Here is an 18,098-nt window from a genome sequence, read left to right as displayed (position 1 = left end):
GGATCGAACGTAAACATCATCCGACAGGAGACATGCCAGCATGTTGAGTGACACCAATGTTATCGCCGGTCAGTGTCATTGCGGTGCTGTGCGTTTTGAGGCGACGATCAGCGACGGCTTCAATTCGATCCGGCGCTGCACCTGCTCCTACTGCCGCATGAAAGGCGCCGTCATGGTCATGGCGGAAATGGGCGGCATCAGGCTCGTGCAGGGCGAGGACGTGCTGACGACCTACCGCTTTCACACCGGGTCCGCCCGGCATTTCTTCTGCTCCCGGTGCGGAATCTACACGCATCATCAAAGGCGATCGAACCAGAACCTGTATGCGGTCAATGTGGCGTGCCTCGAGGGCGTAAGTCCATTCGATTTTCCGGAGGTGCCGGTGATGGACGGCATCAATCATACCAACGACACCGGCAAGCCGACGCGCCAGGCGGGCACGCTGCGCTTTGTCCCGAAGGACTGACTGCAGTCATAACCGTTCGCGCCCTAGTGCCCGCTGAGCACCAGTGTCTTGACCGGCAACAGCAGCGCCTGAATCCGCAGCAGCATGGCATGGACGATGCCGGTGGCGTCCACCGCATGCAGCCAGATGCGCTTGCCCGTGCCGGTGTCCTTCGCTGCGATCACATCATGGTTGCTGGTATAGGCGTTGGCGATGCAACTGCTGCCCGGCGTCACGCCCTCAAGGCCGCCCTTGTAGATCGGCTCCATGAAAACGAGGATCGTGCCGGGCTGCCGGACCTGTTGCGTGTCCACCAGTTGCTCGCCGCCGCGGAATTGTCCCGCGGCGATGTAATTCTGTACGCTGGTGACCACCATCGGGATCACGGTCCAGGGCTTCGAGATGCAGGTGGCCTCGGCCACCATGCCGACCCTCATGACCTGCGCCTCGATCTGGCCGAAGCCTGCGGAGAGCGCACGCTGCCCCGCGCCTTCGGGGATCAGGACGCCGGCGGAGCGGATCATCGGATTGACGATGTCGCCCGGCCGCAGGAAGAACTGCTCGACGCGGCCGTTCACGCCCGCGCGAATGCTGGTCTTGTCGAGGTCCACCTGTGCTTCGGCGAGTGCCGCTTCCGCGCTGGCTTTCTGCGCGGGAAGCAACGAAGTCATGCGGATCACGGCTGATTGTTTCGCCGCGGTGGCCGCGTCAAGCGTGCCTTGCCGCCCGGCGAGGATCACTTCCAGCTTTTCGATGTCCCGCTGCGGAACGATGCCCGGACTGCGCTTCTGCAACTCGCGTTTCACGTCGAGTTCGTCGGAGGCCTGTTGCAGCGAACTCTTCGCTTCCTGAATCTGGGCGTCGGCCTTTTGCACATCCGTCTGCGCCGAAACGATCGCGGCGTCGATCTCGGCGATCTTGCTTTTGGCCGTGTTCAGCGCAGCTTCCTGTTTGGTGCTGTCCAGCCTGAAGATGATATCGCCTTTCTTCACCGGAGCGCTGAAATCGGCGTGGACTTCAGCCACGCGCCCGGTGGTCTCCGGCACCAGCGGCACCGTCCGGTAGAACAGCGTCGCGCTGGTGGTGGAGGGATGGTAGTAGAAAATCACGGTGATTAACGCGACCGTCAGCACAACGCAGGACGTGATGCCCCAGCGCAGTTCATACCAGACAGAGAACAGCGTGATCTCCTTGCCGATGCGTTTTCCCTGCGCATAGCGGCGATACAGATAATCAGGGAAGACCGTCAGCAGCGAGCACAGGATCAGCTCAAGCATGGTGCTGCCCCTCGCTCTTGGCCGGTGGCGACAGGTCGTCCGGCGGCTCGGACGGATCGGGGTCCGGCTTGATCCCGGCCAATTTCTGAACCGAGCCCGCGATGCTGCGCAGCGGCGTGCTGAAATCCGGCAGATCGACCATCGCCAGAAGCAGCGCAATCACCCAGAACAGGTGATTGTGCGTGAACAGCGCGAGCAGGCACAGCACCGCCACGATCTCGAACTGCAGCTTCTGCGACTTGTGCGCCATCCGTTCCGGCAGCGAATGGATCTGCAGATAGATGTTCCCGACGAACAGAATAGCGGCCAGCAGGATGAAGCCGACCACGACCATCAGGATATCGGTGTCGCCCGGCGCTGTGATGAAGGAGGGCAGGTGATGCGGCGCAGCAGGATGAAGGGAGTCGCTCAAGGCTAGCCTCCACACAATTGATCATACGCAATCCGACCGGGTTCCATCCTTGCACAGGGATGGAACTTGGCAAGGACAAAGATGATCCGCGAAGCGGTAGCTCGGCACGGTGCGCGTGACCCGCAGGTTCTTCAAGACTGTCCCGCCAGCGTCGTTGTTTGCTGCGGTCTTGCCGTCTGGCAAAGGCCGGACATTCAGTGGCGCGTGGTGGCTTCGCCGGGAATGTTCAGCGCCTCAACGACATGACGCAGCTTGTCGGGATTACGGGTGATGTAGATCTCCGTGATCTTGCCATCCTCGATCGCGAAGGCCGTGGTCTGGAAAATGTCGTCACGCTCATAGCTGACATACCCCGGCAGGCCGTTGACGCGCATCGGGCGGAACAGATCGCGCGAAGGACGGGTGGCGAGCTTGCGCGCAAGGCCTTCGTAGGCGCGCAGCACGCGCTCAAGCCCGAGGATCGGATTGATGAAGGCGTTGACCTTGCCGCCGCCGTCGGAGCGGATCACCACATTCTGCGCGAGAATGGCGCGCAACGCATTGGTGTCCCCGCTGCGGGATGCCGCGAAGAACGCCGCCGCGATGCGGCTGCCCTCGTCCTGCGCCACCGTGTACCGCGGGCGGGCCTCCTGCACATGCTTGCGGGCACGCGCGGCGAGCTGGCGCACAGCGGCAGGCTCGCGCTCGACGGTTTCAGCGACTTCATCGAGCGGAACGCCGAAAACATCGTGCAGCAGGAACGCCGCGCGCTCCAGCGGCGACAGGCGTTCAAGCGCGAGCATGAGGGTCAAGGTGAGATCGTCTTCATCCACGGTGTCCGGCTCCTCGATTATCGGCTCCGGCAGCCCCGAGCCGACATAGGTCTCGCGCCGCGCGCGCGCCGACTTCATGACGTCCAGACAAAGCCGCGTGACAATGCGGGAGAGAAAGGCGGGCGGCGCATCCACGGTGGCGAGGTCCACCTGCTGCCACCGCAGCCACGCATCCTGCACAATGTCTTCGGCCTCGGCCATCGAACCGAGCATGCGATAGGCGAGACGCACCAGCCGCGGCCGGTGCGCCTCGAACAGTGTCGTGCCGGTCTCAGGCCGCGACACGGCCGCCTTCCTTCGGATGCGCCATGCGGAAGCCGATGGCGAGCCTGTTCCATGCATTGATCGCGCCGATCAGCATGGTGAGGTTGACCTGTTCGGCCTCGCTGAACTCGGCCTTCACGAGATCATAGTCGCTGTCCGGCGCACCGGTGGCGGCGACCAGCGTCAGGCTTTCGGTCCAGGCCAGTGCGGCGCGCTCGCGGGGCGTATAGAGCGTGGACTCGCGCCAGGCATTGAGCATGTAGAGCCGCATTTCGGTCTCGCCCGCCTTGCGGGCGTCGGTCGAGTGCATGTGAATGCAATAGGCGCAGCCGTTGATCTGCGAGGCGCGCATCTTCACCAGTTCGATCAGGCTGTGCTCGAGGCCGCTGGCCTTGATCGCGGCTTCGAGCGCCGCCATCGCCTTGTAGGCTTCGGGGGCCGCCTTGAAAGGGGCTGCAATTCTCGGGGTCATTTCATTCTCCGTTCAGTTCGGTTGGTGTCATTGTGCAGCGAATGTTGCGGGGCGATCAACTCCGTCAAGCGGCGGCGTTGGACTGATCCTGGCGCAGCCATTCGGCGAATGTGACGGTGCCGAGCCGCGCGCCGGCATCCGGCGTCAGCGAACGGTCATCCACGGCAATTCCGAAGTAGCCCGCGGCCGGATCGGTGATCACCTCCTTGCGGTCGTTCTTCGCGGCAAGGTAGGTCCGGATCAGTTGATCCATTTGAAACGATTCCGGACCCGCGACTTCCACCATGCCCTTCGCAGGCGAGAGCGCCGCGTCCACCACCGCGGCGGCGACATCGTCGGCGGCCATCGGCTGGATGCGCGCCGGCGAAACGCGGACGGTCTGCCCCTCCGTGGCCGACTGCGCGATGCCGCCGACGAATTCAAAGAACTGCGTGGCGCGCACGATCGTATAAGGCATGCCGGAATTCTCGATGGCGCGTTCCTGCGCCAGCTTGGCGCCGAAGTATCCGAACGCGGTCAGGCGCTCGGTGCCCACCACCGACAGCGCGACATGCAGCTTCACACCGGCGGCCTTTTCCGCCGCGAAGATGTTGCGGCCCGCCGCTTCAAAGAAGCTCATCGCGGCTTCTGTCTCGAACGATGGTGAATTCGCCACGTCCACGACAACATCCGCGCCGGTGAACGCCTCCTTCAGTCCTTCGCCGGTGACGGTGTTGACGCCGGTGGATGGCGAGGCTGCGATGACCTCATGGCCGCGCTGGCGCAGCCGGGCGACGACACGCGATCCGATCAGGCCGGACCCTCCGATAACGACGATCTTCATGATGACCTCCTGTTTGGCCGCGCAGGCGCGGCGGATGATGGCGGAAGTGCATGAAAGGCTTTGGCTTTCGGCGGATTTTCCGCTGCCTGTGTCCGCCTGTTTCTGCACCTTCGCGATCAAGACGAGGGAGCAGGGGGCGGATGTGACATGGCCTGAAAGTTTTTTTGATGCCGTGCAGCGAGCCGTTCCCGCGATCAGGCAGGAAGGCTGTCTGAATTCACCTGCAAGCCGGGCAAATGCACCTTGTGCCCGGCGCGGACGCGGCGAGAATGTATTGTCTTTGGCGGGCACGGAATGAGTGCCGGCAACGGCAAAGTCAGGGAAAGCCAGGGGATGTCATGAAAGCTCTGCTCGCACTCTTGATCCGGGATCGCCGGATTGCACGAATTGATCTGGCTGACGGTTCGGTGCGTTATCTGACCGATGACACCGGCGTTGCTCCGGACGGCATCGTTGTCGAGGGCGAGACGGTCTACTGGACCACAATGGGGATGCCGATTGTCGATCCCGACATTCCCGGAGAGAAAGGGCGCGACTACTCGCGGCAAAACGGTGGCGTGCACGGTCTCAGGCTGGACGGTTCGCCAAGGTTTGACATTGTTCCGACCGGCGGCGTGACGACCGGCAAGCAACTCGCGAGCGACGGCTCCGGCACTTTGTATTGGGGCGATCGCGAAGGCTGCAAGGTGTCACGGGTCAAGGTCGATGGATCGGGACTTGAAGACATTGTCATCAATCGCCCCGACGATGACGGAACGGAGGAATGCGTCGGTGTGGCCGTGGATGCGAAGCGTGGTTACGTTTACTGGAGCCAGAAGGGTCCATCGAAGGGCGGTCAGGGCCGTATCCTGCGAGCGAAGTTAGATCTGCCAAAGGGCGAGACTGCGGAAACACGCAGCGACATAGAAGTTCTGTGGGCCGATCTGCCGGAGCCGATCGACCTGCATATCGAGGGCGACCGGCTCTACTGGACGGATCGCGGCGCGCCGCCGGCGGGCAATACGCTGAACCGGGCGCCGATTCCCGGCCCGGGTGAGCGCGGCGCCAGGCCTGAGATTTTGGCCTCGGGTTTCTGTGAGGCGATTGGCCTGTGTGTCAACGAGGAGCTTGGTCTGGCCTGGGTCTCCGCGCTCGACGGAAAGATCCGCGAAGTCCCGCTGCCCGACGGGCCTGCCGCTGGCCGCGCCGAGCGAATTCTCGCCTCGTTCGGTGCACCGGTCACGGGCCTTGCCGCGCTTTGACCGAAGCGGCGGCCTTTCGGTCATCACACGGACAAAACCTGGTCCATCCGGCTGAGGCGCATCATCTCAACGCCCTGACGGTCGAGCAGGATCAGCTTGCGCTGCGCCTCGTCGATCCGCCACGCCCGGACCTTTTCCAGCGTTGTGTGGAACTTGGCTTCCTGCTTCATCACGGCAGCGGGGTAGCGAACGGCCTGATTGGAGGGAAATACGTCATTTTAGCCGACGGCATCAAGCTGCCGTCGAAGCGGCTGGCTTACACACGCGGCCCGGACCATCGCCCCATGCTCGATCCGCTGATGGTGTCCATCGACATCAGCAACGTGCGTTTCAGCTAGGCGCGGGGCGAAACGAACTCCTCGATTGCCGAAACGAACACCTCCCAGGACGGCTCGCCATGGAGCGGAACATGGTTTTCGGAATCGAGCGTCACCAGCCGCGCGCCGGGAATGGAAGATGCCAGCAGCCGCCCTTGCGAGAACGGCACCACATTGTCGCGGGTGGCATGGATCACCAGCGTTGGCACGGTGATCCTGGGCAGAAGTGCGCTCACGTCGAGATCGTCGCAGGACTGCCGCAGCCGCACGGCCATGTCTCCGGAAGAAGACATCCGCTGCATATCTGCAAACCACTTGATCTGTTCCGGCGTGCCGTTCGGAAGATAGATTGAGCTGAAGGCGCGCATGAAAGCCGAACCGTCGTCGCCCCAGCCCTGCCGCATCATGGCGAGAAAGGCCTGGGCCTTCTTGTCATCGCCGGGATCGTCCCGCCGGTTGCGGCCCACCGCATAGCCGCCGTACAGCACGAGATGCGATAGCCGTTCGGGATGTGCGACGGCATAGGCGACGGCGCTTGCGCAGCCTTGCGAGAGGCCCAGCAGGGCGAACCGCGGACTGTCGATGGTCGCGGCCACCGTTTCCAGATCCGACACGAACGCATCGAATGAAACGTCCGGCACCTCGCGATCCGCGAGGCCGTTGCCGCGTCCGTCATAGCGCACAAGCTGGAAATTTTCCGCAAGGCGCGTGAACAGCGGCGAAAACACCGGGCTGATCCAGTCGTATTCGATGTGATTGATCCAGCTCGCCGTCTTGAGCAGCGTCGGGCCGCGGCCGGTGGCGGCGACGGGCAGGGTCACGCCATCGGGCGTCTTGTAGAAACGGATGTTTTGCGGCGGCGGATCTGCGGCTTTCGTGACCGGCTGCGCGGATGGGCCGGGCTGCGATTCGGCGTGTTGCTCGCTGACTTCACCGACGAAACGGATCCCCTTGCGGGCAATGGTCTTGATCAGCTCCTGCTTCGCGCCGTCGTCGCCGATCGCCTTGCGTGCCGCATTGATGCGTGTCGCCAGCGTCGATTCCGAAACGATACGTCCGTGCCATACGTTTTCGATCAGCGCGTCGCGCGAGACGACATGATCACGCTGCCGGATCAGAAACTCGATCAGGTCGAAGACCTGCGGCTCGACGGTGACTGACGCGCCGCCGAGGCGCAGCTCCCGCCGCGCCGGATCGAGTGAGCATTCCCCGAACCTGAATTTCATCGCCGCCGTCCATGCCCGCGCACGGGCTGCAATCTCAAGGAAAAATCAAGGCCGTCTCAAAGCGCCGTTCTGCGAACCGCTTCACTCTAGGACCATAGCAGCCAGCAGGAGAAGCCACGATGTCGCAGTTTCGCGAAACTCCGGACGAAATGATCGATTACGATTTCCACAAGAAGGATGCCGCCCGGCTTCGGCGTGAGGCACGCATCCAGATAGTCTCTGTTCTGGTGCAGGCGATCGGGTTTCCGTTCCGTCAGACGATGCGGTTCGCGCGGCGCTGGCAGGCGGTATGGCCGGCTCCGGCGGCAAGGGCCGATGGCGACCGCGGCTTCGCCAACCTGTGGGCTGGTCTTGCGAAGGCGCGCGCGCTGCTGTGGTGAGCGTTGCGTCAGTCCATCCGGCTGAAGCGCATCATCTCGAAACCCTGGCCGTCGAGCAGGATCAGCTTGCGCCGCGCCTCGTCGATCCGCCAGGCACGGATCTTCTCCAGCGTCGTGTGGAATTTGCCTTCCTGCCTCATCGCGGCGGCGGAGCAGGCCATCCGTGTCGACGCCATCGGCAGGAATTTGATCGCGGCGCTGTCGAAATTCGCCGAGCCCGCATAGCGGTTGCAGCCGCCCATGCCGGTGACGATGCCGTCGTCGTGAATTTCCAGCGTGGTCTGGAGCCGGTCGATCACCCCGCCGCCGTCGATGTCTTCCGCCAGCCATTTGCCGGATGGCGTCCCCGGCGCGGCATAAGCGGCGCTCGCGAGCAGAAGCGCGAGAGATGTGAAAAGGCATGTGAGAATGTGGATGCGTGATGGTCTGGTCATGCCGATTGGCTTTGGGTTGGTCACGGCGTCACCCATGGACAACGATTGAGGTGGAAACGCGATCACCGCGCCGGTTTCCGTCCCATCACATGACAGGACGGCGATGCCGGTCAATGGGCGGGTCGAACGGGCGCAGGCCGCCGGCATGGCGTGATGGGCGATGTGCCTCAGCACATACTGAATCTTAAAGCCGCGGGCCTATGCCTCGTGAGATGACCGGGATTCAGGCAGGGCAATTTGCATTTAGTCACCGCCGCGCATGGCGCGCGTGCGCTGCTGCCGTCACGCTTGCGCTGCTTGTGATCCTGATCGGCATCGGCTTTGCCAATCGCGCCACATTGCCGGGCGATGCCGCCAACGTGCCGAATGCGGGCGACATTGCGCTCTACAAGCGCATCGTTGCGCATGTGGAGGGCGGTGAATCCTATTACACCGTTGCGATCCGCGAACTGCGCGACAACAATTATCCGCTGCGTCCGTTCGTCGTGGTGCGTCCGCCGGTTCTGGCCGTTGCGCTCGCGGTGATCTCCGAGGAAATGACGCGGCGTGCATTACTGGCCGCACTGGCCGGCATCACATTTCTGGCCTGGGCGTGGCGGCTGCGCGCCATTGTAACTTCGCCGGTCCTATATGCATTTTCCTTGATGATCATCGCCACCGGCATCGCTCCGGCCATCGTGCCGCAGGCCTGGCCGCTGCACGAAGTCTGGGCCGGATTGCTGATCGCGCTGTCGCTCGCGGTGCGCAGGCCGAATGCGTGGATCGTCGCCGTCATCCTCGGCGTCGCCGCTGCGATCATCCGCGAACTGGCTACGGCCTATCTGCTGGCGATGATGGTGATGGCCTTCAGGGATGGCTGCCGGAAAGAAGCGGCGGCCTGGGCCCTCGGACTTCTGATCTTTGCCGCGACGCTCGCGGTGCACGCGCATCACGTCAATGCGCTGGTGACGGCGGCCGATCCTGCCTCGCCAAGCTGGCTGCGCATCGGCGGCTGGCCGTTCGTGCTGCAGACCACGCAATGGAATCTGCTGCTTGAAGCCGCGCCGCGCTGGGTCGGCGTCATCGTCGTGCCGCTGGCGCTGGCCGGATTGACGGGGAGGCGGGACGCCTTCGGTCAGCGGGTGATGCTGGTCGTGTTTGGCTATGTCGCAGCCTTCATCTTCGTTGGCCGCGACAACAATTCCTACTGGGGCCTGATGATCGCGCCGCTGTGGCCGCTGGGTCTTGTCACCGTATGGCCTGCACTGGCCCGATGCGTTGCCGATCTGCGTGCCTGCCTCGTCCCAAAGGACGCGCAGCCAGGCACAGCCTCCAATGGCTGATTTTGGGCGAAAACAGCCCGGTTTCTTCGTTAAACAAGCTGTGAGTCCGGAGAAAATAACTCAGGCACGGGCATTTCATTTGTGGGCAGATGGTGGTAGGAAACCGCACGCAAAACGGTTCTGCCCACAATTTCCAGCCCACCCGAACCCTGCCCACCGGTCTGATGAAAAACGACCAGCTCCTGGCCCAGATTTCCGAATACTGCCGTCAGGCAGGCATGGCGGAATCGACGTTCGGCCGCCGCGCGGTGAACGACGGCAAGCTGGTGCACCGGCTGCGCGAGGGCAAGCGCATCACGGTGGATACGCTGGAGCGGATTCAGGCCTTCCTCGGCGACGGCGTGCCGGTCATCACCGTGCCGGAGCCGCCGATCGAGAAGCGCGACCCCACCGGCAATTTCCGCTTCTTTGAGAACCGGCAGAAGTATCTGCTGTTCGTGCACACCTGTTCGGAAAAGCGGGTGATCGCGGATCGCGTCGCGCTGGAACTGGGCAGCCTTCATCCGCGCCCGCCGGCCCTGCGGGTGTTCGACGCCGGCGTTGGCGACGGCACCGTGTTGGCGCGGGTGATGCGTTCGATGCACAGCCGCTTTCCGAACATGCCGTTCTATATGGCGGGCAAGGAGATCAGCCTCGAGGACGTGCGGCTGACTTTGCAGAAGGTGCCGGACCGGCTGTTCGAGCATCCGGCGACGGTCTTTGTCCTGACCAACATGAATTACGCCGAGGCGCCGTGGCTGGCGCCGAAATCGCCGACCGCTGCTGCCGGTATGATCTGGCGCGAGGTTGCGTTGCGCGGCAATGCCTCCGGTGATTTTGAATCCCAGATCACCGAGCTGCAGCCATTCCTGGAAGAGAACTGGCGCGCCAGCGTGTCGGCGCGCTCGGGCATGCCGGTCTATGAGCGGCCCATTGCTCTCGTCATTTACCGCGAGGATCACCGCTTCCTGCTCGATGCGATGATTCCGCGCGCCGGGCGTGTCGAAGCCAATTTCGATCTGGTGATCGCCTCGCAGCCTTACCGCGCCAGATCGTCGCTGAATTTCCGCGCCAAGAAGATCATCGCACCGCTGGCGCGTTCGCTGCGCGCGGGCGGCCGCCTGATCGGGATTCACTCCTACGGCCACGATCCCGGCATGGAGATCGTGCAGTCGGTGTGGCCGGGAGAAAATCCTTTTGCGGTCAGCCGCCATGAATTGCTGCGCGCGGTGAAATACGAACTCGGCGCCGCCGGGCGAGATCTTAACTTTAATGCCTATGCGGATAACCGCTCGATCTTCCGGTACGATATGGAAGCGTTGCCCAACGAGGTGACGGGTCCGATCGGGACCTCGACGGCCTTTGCAGCATGGAACGCGGCGGTGTATGTCGCTCAGGTCGAAGACGACCGCCTGGACGAAGTCACGCAAAGCGGACGTTATCTCGACGCCACCAGGGAGGTTTTGCGCAAGCATAACGGGCTCTGGTTTTACGATGAATCCTATGTCATCTCCCGGCGTCGCGATTGATAGGAATTCCAAGGTGTTTTCAAACGAAGCGGATACCGGTTCGGTCTATGAAAGCACGTCACACCAAGATGGGCTTTGGTCAGCGACCGGAGCTTGAAGATCCAAACGGGCCGATCGCGGCCCATCTGAAAGGGACTGTTGATGCGCGCGTCTTATCTGTTCACCTCTGAATCGGTGTCCGAAGGCCATCCGGACAAGGTCTGCGACCGGATTTCGGACGAGATCGTCGATCTGTTCTTCCGCGAAGGGCCGAAGGCCGGCATCGACCCCTGGGACATCCGCGCCGCATGCGAAACGCTGGCCACCACCAACAAGGTGGTGATCGCGGGTGAAACGCGCGGTCCCAAGACCGTGACCAACGATCACATCGAGGCCGTCGTTCGCAACGCGATCAAGGACATCGGCTACGAGCAGGATGGCTTCCACTGGAAGACCTGCGACATCGAAATCCTGCTGCATCCGCAGTCGGCCGACATCGCGCAAGGCGTCGATGCCAAGCAGCCGACCAATGCGGAAGAGGGCGCGGGCGACCAGGGCATCATGTTCGGCTACGCCACCAACGAAACCCCGGAACTGATGCCGGCGCCGATCTTCTACGCGCACAAGATCCTGCGCCTGATCTCGGAAGCCCGTCACTCGGGCGTCGAGAAGGTGCTGGGCCCGGACTCCAAGAGCCAGGTCACCGTGCAGTATGAAAACGGCAAGCCGGTCGGCGTGCGCGAGATCGTCGTCTCGCATCAGCATCTCGTCGAGGACATGACCTCGAACCAGGTGCGCGAGCGCGTCGAGCCTTACGTGCGAAAGGCGCTGCCGCAGGGCTGGATCACCGACAAGACGATCTGGCACATCAACCCGACCGGCAAGTTCTTCATCGGCGGGCCCGATGGCGACGCGGGCCTCACCGGCCGCAAGATCATCGTCGACACCTACGGCGGCGCGGCTCCGCATGGCGGCGGCGCATTCTCCGGCAAGGACTCCACCAAGGTCGACCGCTCGGCGGCTTACGCGGCGCGCTACGTTGCGAAGAACGTCGTCGCAGCCGGTCTTGCCGACAAGTGCACGCTGCAGCTTGCCTACGCCATCGGCGTGGCGCGTCCGCTGTCGATCTACATCGACACCCACGGCACCGGTAAGGTCTCCGACGACAAGATCGAGAAGGCGGTGGCCGACTCGATGGACCTGACGCCGCGCGGCATCCGCAAGCATCTCGACCTCAACAAGCCGATCTACGCGCGCACCTCGGCTTACGGCCACTTCGGCCGCACACCGGACGCCGACGGCGGCTTCTCGTGGGAAAAGACCGATCTCGCCGACGCGCTGAAGCGCGCGGTGTAACTGTTTCCCTCTCCCCTTGTGGGAGAGGGTGCCCGAATGAAGTGAGGGCGGGTGAGGGGTCTTATTAACGAGACCAACCCCTCACCCATTTGAGTTTGCCGCTCTCGTCAGCGCTGCCCTCTCCCACAAGGGGAGAGGGCGCAACGACAGCGCTCTGCACCGAAACAAACTAGGAAAAACCACATGACCACCGCCACAGCAAAAGCCCCCGCAGGCTTCACCGATTACATCGTCGCAGACATCGGCCTTGCCGACTTCGGCCGCAAGGAACTCTCGCTCGCCGAAACCGAAATGCCGGGCCTCATGGCCACGCGCGAAGAATACGGCCCCAAACAACCTTTGAAGGGCGCGCGCATCGCAGGCTCGCTGCACATGACCATTCAGACCGGCGTGCTGATCGAAACCCTGAAAGCGCTCGGCGCCGACATCCGATGGGTCTCGTGCAACATCTACTCGACGCAGGATCACGCCGCTGCCGCGATTGCCGCTGCCGGCATTCCGGTATTCGCGGTGAAGGGCGAGACGCTGAAGGATTACTGGGACTACACCGCCAAGCTGTTCGACTGGCACGGCGGCGGTCACCCGAACATGATCCTCGATGACGGCGGCGACGCCACCATGTACGTCCATCTTGGCCTGCGCGCCGAGCAGGGCGACACCGCGTTTCTCGACAAGCCGGGCTCCGAGGAAGAAGAAGTGTTCTTCGCGCTGCTCAAGAAGCAGCTCAAGGAAAAGCCGAAGGGTTACTTCAAGGCGATCGCCGACAGCATCAAGGGCGTGTCGGAAGAAACCACCACGGGCGTGCATCGCCTCTACGACATGCAGAAGGCCGGCACGCTGCTGTGGCCAGCCATCAACGTCAACGACTCGGTCACCAAGTCGAAGTTCGACAATCTCTATGGCTGCCGTGAATCGCTGGTGGACGGCATCCGCCGCGGCACCGACGTGATGATGAGCGGCAAGACCGCGATGGTCGCGGGCTTCGGCGACGTCGGCAAGGGCTCGGCTGCGTCGCTGCGCCAGGCCGGTTGCCGCGTGATGGTGTCCGAAATCGATCCGATCTGCGCGCTGCAGGCGGCGATGGAAGGCTACGAGGTCGTGACCATGGAAGACGCCGCGCCGCGCGCCGACATCTTCGTTACCGCCACCGGCAACAAGGACATCATCACCATCGAGCACATGCGCGCGATGAAGGATCGCGCCATCGTCTGCAACATCGGCCACTTCGACAACGAGATTCAGGTTTCGACCCTGAAGAACCTGAAGTGGGACAACATCAAGCCGCAGGTGGACGAGATCACCTTCGCGGACGGCCACCGCATCATCCTGCTGTCGGAAGGCCGCCTCGTGAACCTCGGCAACGCGATGGGCCATCCATCCTTCGTGATGTCGGCATCGTTCACCAACCAGACGCTGGCGCAGATCGAGCTCTTCGCCAACAACAAGGACGGCAAGTACAAGAAGGAAGTCTATGTGCTGCCGAAGTCGCTTGACGAGAAGGTCGCGCGGCTTCACCTGTCCAAGATCGGCGTCAAGCTCACCGAGCTGAAGAAGGATCAGGCCGACTATATCGGCGTGAAGCAGGAAGGCCCGTACAAGAGCGATCACTACCGGTATTGATCGCTGTTCGTCATTGCGAGGAGCGTCAGCGACGAAGCAATCCAGCTTTCCTGAATGGATTGCTTCGCTTCGCTCGCAATGACGAGATGGCTGTCAATGTCTGAACAGACCCGGCCATGACAACAGACAGAAACACAAAAGCCCCGGATCGCTCCGGGGCTTTTTACTGCGCGTCTCATGTCGCGCGCATGATGCAGCATGACCCGTCAGGTCTCGGCCAGCACCTTCTTCTTGGCAACACGTTTCTTCTTCGGCGCCGGTTCAGCCGGAGCGAGCGCGGCGTCTTCCGCTTCCTTGGCGAGGCGCAAGGCCTTCAGCCGGTCCATGTTCTTGCGGATCGCGACATCGCGTGCGGCGAAAACGGCGCGGGCCTCGGCGCCTTCCTTGGCGGCAATGCGCATCCGTTCGGCGCGGGCAATCTGAGTGGCGCTCGGCTGTTTTGTCATCGGTCGCCTTTCTGAGAACATTGATATCGTTCACATATATAGGCACGATTCGACGCCAAACGAGGCCTCATCTTCAAACGAACACAATTCAGTCCTTGCACTTGCGCCGATACCTGTTAAACGCATGGTATTCGATTTGCGGCACAGCTTTTGTTAAAGCGCCCTTTTGGACTTTCAGTCCCCTCGGCTCCTTATCCAAAGACATCGCTAGATTGGATTTGCTTCGCGCGACGTCGTGCGGAGTTGCGCATGTACGCGCGTTAAGGATTGTTTGTTATGACGACTGGTACTGTTAAGTGGTTCAACGGCCAAAAGGGCTTTGGTTTCATTCAGCCGAGCGATGGCGGCACCGATGTGTTCGTTCACATCAGCGCTGTCGAGCGTGCTGGCCTGACCGGCCTTGCCGAAGGACAGAAGGTTTCCTTTGAGGCCAAGACCGACAAGATGCGCGGCAAGACCAGCGCTGAAAATCTGTCGCTCCTCTGAGATCCGATGACGCGCCGCCCGGAGAGGGCGATGCGTCACGCAGAAGTTCAGGACGGCCGTTTCGCGGATGTACCGGAACGGCTGACCGCTTCCTTCAGGGAAGAGAACTTCACGACCTGTTTCACGGATGTACTGAAACGGATTGTCACCAAGCCCCGGATCGCTCCGGGGCTTTTTGCGTTGGGGTGACATAGCGCCGTGAACGAATCCCGATAGACTGACGGCAGGGTTCCGCCGCTCTCAGTCTCAGCGAGGCCGCCGTGACAGATTCCTATCCCAAAGACATCGCGCTGCTCGGCGTGCCGATTGAAGTGGGTGCCTCGCAGAAGGGCGCGCTGATGGGGCCGGCGGCGCTGCGCACGGCGGGCATCGTGCCGCTGCTGGAAAGCCTCGATTTCAGCGTCACGGATCACGGCGATATCCTGCGCCGCGAACTGACATTCACCGATGAAGCGCCGCCGCCGAACGCGAAGCATTACCGCGAGATCAAGGCCTGGACCGGCGAGACCGCGCAGCGCGCCTACGCGATGGCAAAGTCCGGCGCGATCCCGGTGTTTCTCGGCGGCGATCATTCGCTGTCGATGGGGTCGGTCTCCGGCGTGGCAAGGCACTGGCATGCGCAGGGGCGGGAGCTGTTCGTGCTCTGGCTGGACGCCCATGCCGATTACAACACGCCCGCGACCACGATCACCGGCAACATGCACGGCATGTCCGGCGCGTTCCTGTGCGGCGAGCCGGGGCTGGACGATCTGCTGCCGCGCGCGCTGCGCTCGCCGATTGCGCCGCGCCAGTTGGGCCTGCTCGGCCTGCGCTCGGTGGACAGATTAGAAAAGGAATTGCTCGGCCAGCGCGATGTCTGGATCGCGGACATGCGGCGGATCGACGAGTTCGGCGTCGGCGTCCTGATCCGCGAATTCATCGAGCGGGTGAGCGCGCGAAACGGCGTGCTGCATGTCTCGCTCGATGTGGATTTTCTCGATCCGGTGTCTGCGCCCGGCGTCGGCACCACTGTTTCGGGCGGGGCGACCTATCGCGAGGCGCATCTGGTCATGGAGATGCTGCAGGATTCAGGGCTGGTGCGCTCGCTCGATCTGGTCGAGCTCAATCCGTTTCTGGATAATCGCGGCCTCTCCGCACGCACGGTGGTCGAACTTGTCGGTAGCCTGTTCGGCCAGCAGATTCACGATCGCCCGACGCCGAGCAATGCGGTGGTGTGAGGGCGAACGCGTTCTCGATCGACAAGCTGTCTAGCGGGCTAACTCAATTGTTAAGATCGACTTCTTCAAAACCAGCGAAAGGGTCTTGCTCTTGCAGATGAACTGTTCGAGCGAGAAAAATTCCTCGGAAGTTAGTTTTAGGGAGTGCTTCACGCAGTATCGAAGTCATAGCTTTAAAAGATGCGCCGCGCGTTATTACGTCATCGAAAATAACGACTTCGTTGATGCCGTCCAATTGTAGGGTTGTGTCAATTTCGAATGCTTCTTTGAGAGATTCGGGTGTCGGGCGGCCGCCGTCTAAGTTATGGGCGGCTTCGCGATTGGCATTACATTTAACGAGTTTTCGAACGTCAAGAATTCTCTGCGAGTCATACGTTCGTAGAACAGTTGCTAGTCTGTCGTCGTGATCGGGATGATCTGCCAGTTTGCTGCAAGGCACCGGAATCCATGTAGCGTTAGGCAACGATCCCAATGGAACGGCTAAACGGAGTTTATTAGCCCAGAAATTTATTGCTCGATTTTTGTAGGTTTGTTTGAATGGTTGTTCGCGCGCTTTGGACGGCGGTATTTTTAGATTGTGAATCTGCTTATTCGTTTCGCTAAAGTCAAAGCCTTGGCGAGCAGTAAATTCGCCGAGGAATGCGCAATCATCATTGTCCTCTAAGAATCGATGGTCATGTCGCTGGGTGTTGTCGATTCGAGTCAGGCGCATCTAAATTATCCAAGATGTCATTAATAGATCTGACACGAATGGCACCTTTGGCGGCAAATTTCTCAGGCCAGGTTAGATCTGCCTTCTCAAATGAACTGTTTAAGATAAAGAGTTTTCGGCCCTGCTCAATAGCGGCGCGCGCTTGAGTTAGCGTTCCAGAAGTATTCCCTGCTTCGATAATAATGGTCGCTTGCGTCAGCGCGCTCATCGTTACGTTTCGCTCCGGAAAGAACAATCTCTTTTTGGTGAATTTCATTTTTGGATACGAGACCACGGGTACCTGCGAAATTAGCAGATGATTTTTTGCAATTTCAAATTGAAGGTCGCTGTGTTCCTTTGGATACGCCATAGAAAGCGGCGTCCCAATAACCGCTATAGTCCAACCGCCAAATTCGATAGCGCTTGTGTGGGCCGCGCGATCTATTCCCTTCGCGAGCCCAGAAACGATCGTGAAACCTTTCTCGACTAAGGCTTTTGTAATTTGGCGTGTCCGTTTTATGCTGTCTTCTGAGGGACTGCGTGTGCCGACAATGGCAACGCTCGGTGTTTCCGTAAGCGCCCAAAGTCCCTGAAAATAAAGTAACTCTACAGGATGCTTGGCTTCCCTTAACCGCTCTGGGTACTCTACTTCGCCGTGAACGCGAATGCCGTACGACTGCTTGCAGAAAGCCTTGATAGCCGAGTCAGCTTTTGCAGCTAGCTCAGCCGAAAAGGTAGGCTCGATAAGATCGGAAGGAAGCAAATTTTTGGTGCGTGCAAATGTTTCGGCAATGGATTTGAATGAAGAGCTTTCAGAATTCCAAAGCGCTTCATACGCCCCCATTTCCCGCCAAGGCGAGATTGGTCGAAATTCATCGTTGAAGAGTGGCAATGCGCTCATCGCCAGAACCTAGTTGTTCATTCGTCGCCTAGGGAAAGATCGTGGCCTTACATCTTTGTTCCATAGAACAAAACAAGAACTTATGCAAATGTCAGAATTTCAATAATAGAATCAAACGATTGCAAGAGCCAGATTGTGTATGAATCTGTTAACAAATGGTTGAAATTTCGGGTCAAAGCCAGAATTCCGAGGATAATGAAAACCGCCGTCGTGCAGCCGAGCGAGGACTGCCCTTGACTAACTTGTCACAAGGTATATATTCCTATCTATCCCGTCCCACAGAGGGGCGGCTCGCGATCGTCACGATACGCGGGGCGGGATGCGGTGGACGCGGCAGCGTCAGGCCGGAGCGAGGTCGCAGGGCGCAAGCCCGGATCGCGCGCACGCACCCGCAAGGGCGTGCGCAACGTCCGGAGGCGTGTGAGCGGCGTGCGCGAAGGCTGACGACCACGCTGTCGCGGACGGCCCA

Annotated in this window: 22 protein-coding genes; 12 read left to right on the top strand and 10 right to left on the bottom strand. The window is 61.2% G+C overall.

From position 1 onward, the window contains the following. Window positions 1-40 precede the first annotated feature (40 nt). Entirely contained in the window at window positions 41-466 is a 426-nt protein-coding gene (locus tag HMPREF9696_RS09385) for a GFA family protein (RefSeq protein WP_002712752.1), read from the top strand. A 23-nt stretch (window positions 467-489) separates the two neighbouring features. Here HMPREF9696_RS09385 and HMPREF9696_RS09380 read toward each other — a convergent pair whose 3' ends face one another. From HMPREF9696_RS09380 to HMPREF9696_RS09360, 5 genes are all read right to left on the bottom strand, one after another. Continuing rightward, window positions 490-1,722, bottom strand: coding sequence for an HlyD family secretion protein (locus HMPREF9696_RS09380; RefSeq protein WP_002712751.1), 1,233 nt, complete (start codon window positions 1,720-1,722; stop codon window positions 490-492). After that, complete coding sequence (locus HMPREF9696_RS09375) at window positions 1,715-2,134, bottom strand: hypothetical protein (RefSeq protein ID WP_002712750.1); 420 nt, start codon at window positions 2,132-2,134, stop codon at window positions 1,715-1,717. Before HMPREF9696_RS09375 ends, HMPREF9696_RS09380 begins: the two co-directional genes overlap by 8 nt. 194 nt (window positions 2,135-2,328) lie before the next feature. Continuing rightward, the gene (locus tag HMPREF9696_RS09370; protein WP_002712749.1) at window positions 2,329-3,231 is read right to left on the bottom strand and encodes a sigma-70 family RNA polymerase sigma factor; all 903 of its coding nucleotides are present in this window, start codon (window positions 3,229-3,231) and stop codon (window positions 2,329-2,331) included. Further along, window positions 3,218-3,682, bottom strand: coding sequence for a carboxymuconolactone decarboxylase family protein (locus HMPREF9696_RS09365; protein WP_002712748.1), 465 nt, complete (start codon window positions 3,680-3,682; stop codon window positions 3,218-3,220). The genes HMPREF9696_RS09370 and HMPREF9696_RS09365 overlap by 14 nt, the downstream gene beginning before the upstream one ends. Window positions 3,683-3,746: 64 nt before the next feature. Then, the gene (locus HMPREF9696_RS09360; protein ID WP_002712747.1) at window positions 3,747-4,505 is read right to left on the bottom strand and encodes an SDR family oxidoreductase; all 759 of its coding nucleotides are present in this window, start codon (window positions 4,503-4,505) and stop codon (window positions 3,747-3,749) included. Here HMPREF9696_RS09360 and HMPREF9696_RS21665 point away from each other — a divergent pair. From HMPREF9696_RS21665 to HMPREF9696_RS22025, 3 genes are read left to right on the top strand one after another with little or no spacing between them, the layout of a single operon-like run. After that, complete coding sequence (locus tag HMPREF9696_RS21665) at window positions 4,504-4,803, top strand: hypothetical protein (RefSeq protein WP_157170018.1); 300 nt, start codon at window positions 4,504-4,506, stop codon at window positions 4,801-4,803. The two genes, HMPREF9696_RS09360 and HMPREF9696_RS21665, sit on opposite strands and share 2 nt — an antisense overlap. A 40-nt stretch (window positions 4,804-4,843) precedes the next feature. Continuing rightward, the gene (locus tag HMPREF9696_RS09355; protein ID WP_002712746.1) at window positions 4,844-5,746 is read left to right on the top strand and encodes an SMP-30/gluconolactonase/LRE family protein; all 903 of its coding nucleotides are present in this window, start codon (window positions 4,844-4,846) and stop codon (window positions 5,744-5,746) included. Then, complete coding sequence (locus tag HMPREF9696_RS22025; RefSeq protein WP_002712745.1) at window positions 5,743-6,084, top strand: hypothetical protein; 342 nt, start codon at window positions 5,743-5,745, stop codon at window positions 6,082-6,084. Before HMPREF9696_RS09355 ends, HMPREF9696_RS22025 begins: the two co-directional genes overlap by 4 nt. On the opposite strand, the gene HMPREF9696_RS09345 is transcribed toward HMPREF9696_RS22025, so the two are convergent. Beyond that, entirely contained in the window at window positions 6,081-7,289 is a 1,209-nt protein-coding gene (locus HMPREF9696_RS09345) for an alpha/beta hydrolase (RefSeq protein WP_002712744.1), read from the bottom strand. The genes HMPREF9696_RS22025 and HMPREF9696_RS09345 overlap by 4 nt on opposite strands. A gap of 119 nt (window positions 7,290-7,408) precedes the next feature. Here HMPREF9696_RS09345 and HMPREF9696_RS09340 point away from each other — a divergent pair, with 119 nt between their 5' ends. Then, a complete protein-coding gene (locus tag HMPREF9696_RS09340) occupies window positions 7,409-7,669 on the top strand; it encodes a hypothetical protein (RefSeq protein WP_002712743.1) in 261 nt (86 codons plus the stop codon). An 8-nt stretch (window positions 7,670-7,677) separates the two neighbouring features. Here HMPREF9696_RS09340 and HMPREF9696_RS09335 read toward each other — a convergent pair whose 3' ends face one another. Continuing rightward, entirely contained in the window at window positions 7,678-8,103 is a 426-nt protein-coding gene (locus HMPREF9696_RS09335; protein ID WP_245259218.1) for an META domain-containing protein, read from the bottom strand. Between the two features lie 212 nt (window positions 8,104-8,315). Here HMPREF9696_RS09335 and HMPREF9696_RS09330 point away from each other — a divergent pair, with 212 nt between their 5' ends. The 4 genes from HMPREF9696_RS09330 to ahcY all read left to right on the top strand — a co-directional run bounded on the left by HMPREF9696_RS09330 (window position 8,316) and on the right by ahcY (window position 13,888). Beyond that, the gene (locus HMPREF9696_RS09330; protein ID WP_002712741.1) at window positions 8,316-9,425 is read left to right on the top strand and encodes a hypothetical protein; all 1,110 of its coding nucleotides are present in this window, start codon (window positions 8,316-8,318) and stop codon (window positions 9,423-9,425) included. A 164-nt stretch (window positions 9,426-9,589) separates the two neighbouring features. Continuing rightward, the gene (locus HMPREF9696_RS09325) at window positions 9,590-10,933 is read left to right on the top strand and encodes a hypothetical protein (protein WP_009737063.1); all 1,344 of its coding nucleotides are present in this window, start codon (window positions 9,590-9,592) and stop codon (window positions 10,931-10,933) included. A gap of 141 nt (window positions 10,934-11,074) precedes the next feature. Further along, window positions 11,075-12,268 (top strand): methionine adenosyltransferase, encoded by a 1,194-nt coding sequence (metK, locus tag HMPREF9696_RS09320; RefSeq protein ID WP_002712739.1) that lies wholly within the window; start codon window positions 11,075-11,077, stop codon window positions 12,266-12,268. Window positions 12,269-12,451: 183 nt separating this feature from the next. Next, window positions 12,452-13,888 (top strand): adenosylhomocysteinase, encoded by a 1,437-nt coding sequence (gene ahcY / locus HMPREF9696_RS09315; protein WP_002712738.1) that lies wholly within the window; start codon window positions 12,452-12,454, stop codon window positions 13,886-13,888. Window positions 13,889-14,094: 206 nt separating this feature from the next. Here the strand turns inward: ahcY and HMPREF9696_RS09310 are convergent, their stop codons facing one another. Beyond that, window positions 14,095-14,334 (bottom strand): hypothetical protein, encoded by a 240-nt coding sequence (locus tag HMPREF9696_RS09310; protein WP_002712737.1) that lies wholly within the window; start codon window positions 14,332-14,334, stop codon window positions 14,095-14,097. A gap of 276 nt (window positions 14,335-14,610) precedes the next feature. On the opposite strand from HMPREF9696_RS09310, the gene HMPREF9696_RS09305 reads away from it, so the two are divergent. The 3 genes from HMPREF9696_RS09305 (at window position 14,611) to rocF (ending at window position 16,037) form a co-directional block, all read left to right on the top strand. Next, window positions 14,611-14,820: a cold-shock protein gene (locus tag HMPREF9696_RS09305; RefSeq protein ID WP_002712736.1), complete on the top strand. Its 210-nt coding sequence runs from the start codon at window positions 14,611-14,613 to the stop codon at window positions 14,818-14,820. A 30-nt stretch (window positions 14,821-14,850) separates the two neighbouring features. Beyond that, a complete protein-coding gene (locus tag HMPREF9696_RS09300; protein ID WP_002712735.1) occupies window positions 14,851-15,009 on the top strand; it encodes a hypothetical protein in 159 nt (52 codons plus the stop codon). Window positions 15,010-15,080: 71 nt separating this feature from the next. Further along, window positions 15,081-16,037, top strand: a complete 957-nt coding sequence (gene rocF, locus HMPREF9696_RS09295) for an arginase (protein ID WP_002712734.1) — start codon at window positions 15,081-15,083, stop codon at window positions 16,035-16,037. 43 nt (window positions 16,038-16,080) lie between these two features. Here the strand turns inward: rocF and HMPREF9696_RS21660 are convergent, their stop codons facing one another. Continuing rightward, the gene (locus tag HMPREF9696_RS21660) at window positions 16,081-16,749 is read right to left on the bottom strand and encodes a phosphoribosyltransferase (protein ID WP_002712733.1); all 669 of its coding nucleotides are present in this window, start codon (window positions 16,747-16,749) and stop codon (window positions 16,081-16,083) included. Then, window positions 16,712-17,629, bottom strand: coding sequence for a DNA-processing protein DprA (locus tag HMPREF9696_RS09290; protein ID WP_002712732.1), 918 nt, complete (start codon window positions 17,627-17,629; stop codon window positions 16,712-16,714). The genes HMPREF9696_RS21660 and HMPREF9696_RS09290 overlap by 38 nt, the downstream gene beginning before the upstream one ends. Window positions 17,630-18,098: the final 469 nt, after the last annotated feature.

It is taken from the genome of Afipia clevelandensis ATCC 49720, from assembly GCF_000336555.1.
Taxonomy (GTDB): Bacteria; Pseudomonadota; Alphaproteobacteria; order Rhizobiales; family Xanthobacteraceae; genus Afipia; species Afipia clevelandensis.
Note: the sequence above shows the minus strand (reverse complement) of the source record. Positions and strands in the feature narration are given on the sequence as shown.

Excerpts from the sequence above, each read along its gene's own strand:
- HMPREF9696_RS09385 (WP_002712752.1), top strand. The coding sequence starts at position 41 with ATGTTGAGTGACACCAATGTTATCGCCGGTCAGTGTCATTGCGGTGCT.
- HMPREF9696_RS09380 (WP_002712751.1), bottom strand. The coding sequence starts at position 1,722 with ATGCTTGAGCTGATCCTGTGCTCGCTGCTGACGGTCTTCCCTGATTAT.
- HMPREF9696_RS09365 (WP_002712748.1), bottom strand. The coding sequence starts at position 3,682 with ATGACCCCGAGAATTGCAGCCCCTTTCAAGGCGGCCCCCGAAGCCTAC.
- HMPREF9696_RS21665 (WP_157170018.1), top strand. The coding sequence starts at position 4,504 with ATGATGACCTCCTGTTTGGCCGCGCAGGCGCGGCGGATGATGGCGGAA.
- HMPREF9696_RS09360 (WP_002712747.1), bottom strand. The coding sequence starts at position 4,505 with ATGAAGATCGTCGTTATCGGAGGGTCCGGCCTGATCGGATCGCGTGTC.
- HMPREF9696_RS09355 (WP_002712746.1), top strand. The coding sequence starts at position 4,844 with ATGAAAGCTCTGCTCGCACTCTTGATCCGGGATCGCCGGATTGCACGA.
- HMPREF9696_RS09345 (WP_002712744.1), bottom strand. The coding sequence starts at position 7,289 with ATGAAATTCAGGTTCGGGGAATGCTCACTCGATCCGGCGCGGCGGGAG.
- HMPREF9696_RS09340 (WP_002712743.1), top strand. The coding sequence starts at position 7,409 with ATGTCGCAGTTTCGCGAAACTCCGGACGAAATGATCGATTACGATTTC.
- HMPREF9696_RS09335 (WP_245259218.1), bottom strand. The coding sequence starts at position 8,103 with ATGACCAGACCATCACGCATCCACATTCTCACATGCCTTTTCACATCT.
- HMPREF9696_RS09330 (WP_002712741.1), top strand. The coding sequence starts at position 8,316 with ATGACCGGGATTCAGGCAGGGCAATTTGCATTTAGTCACCGCCGCGCA.
- HMPREF9696_RS09325 (WP_009737063.1), top strand. The coding sequence starts at position 9,590 with ATGAAAAACGACCAGCTCCTGGCCCAGATTTCCGAATACTGCCGTCAG.
- metK (WP_002712739.1), top strand. The coding sequence starts at position 11,075 with ATGCGCGCGTCTTATCTGTTCACCTCTGAATCGGTGTCCGAAGGCCAT.
- ahcY (WP_002712738.1), top strand. The coding sequence starts at position 12,452 with ATGACCACCGCCACAGCAAAAGCCCCCGCAGGCTTCACCGATTACATC.
- HMPREF9696_RS09310 (WP_002712737.1), bottom strand. The coding sequence starts at position 14,334 with ATGACAAAACAGCCGAGCGCCACTCAGATTGCCCGCGCCGAACGGATG.
- HMPREF9696_RS09305 (WP_002712736.1), top strand. The coding sequence starts at position 14,611 with ATGACGACTGGTACTGTTAAGTGGTTCAACGGCCAAAAGGGCTTTGGT.
- HMPREF9696_RS09300 (WP_002712735.1), top strand. The coding sequence starts at position 14,851 with ATGCGTCACGCAGAAGTTCAGGACGGCCGTTTCGCGGATGTACCGGAA.
- HMPREF9696_RS21660 (WP_002712733.1), bottom strand. The coding sequence starts at position 16,749 with ATGCGCCTGACTCGAATCGACAACACCCAGCGACATGACCATCGATTC.
- HMPREF9696_RS09290 (WP_002712732.1), bottom strand. The coding sequence starts at position 17,629 with ATGAGCGCATTGCCACTCTTCAACGATGAATTTCGACCAATCTCGCCT.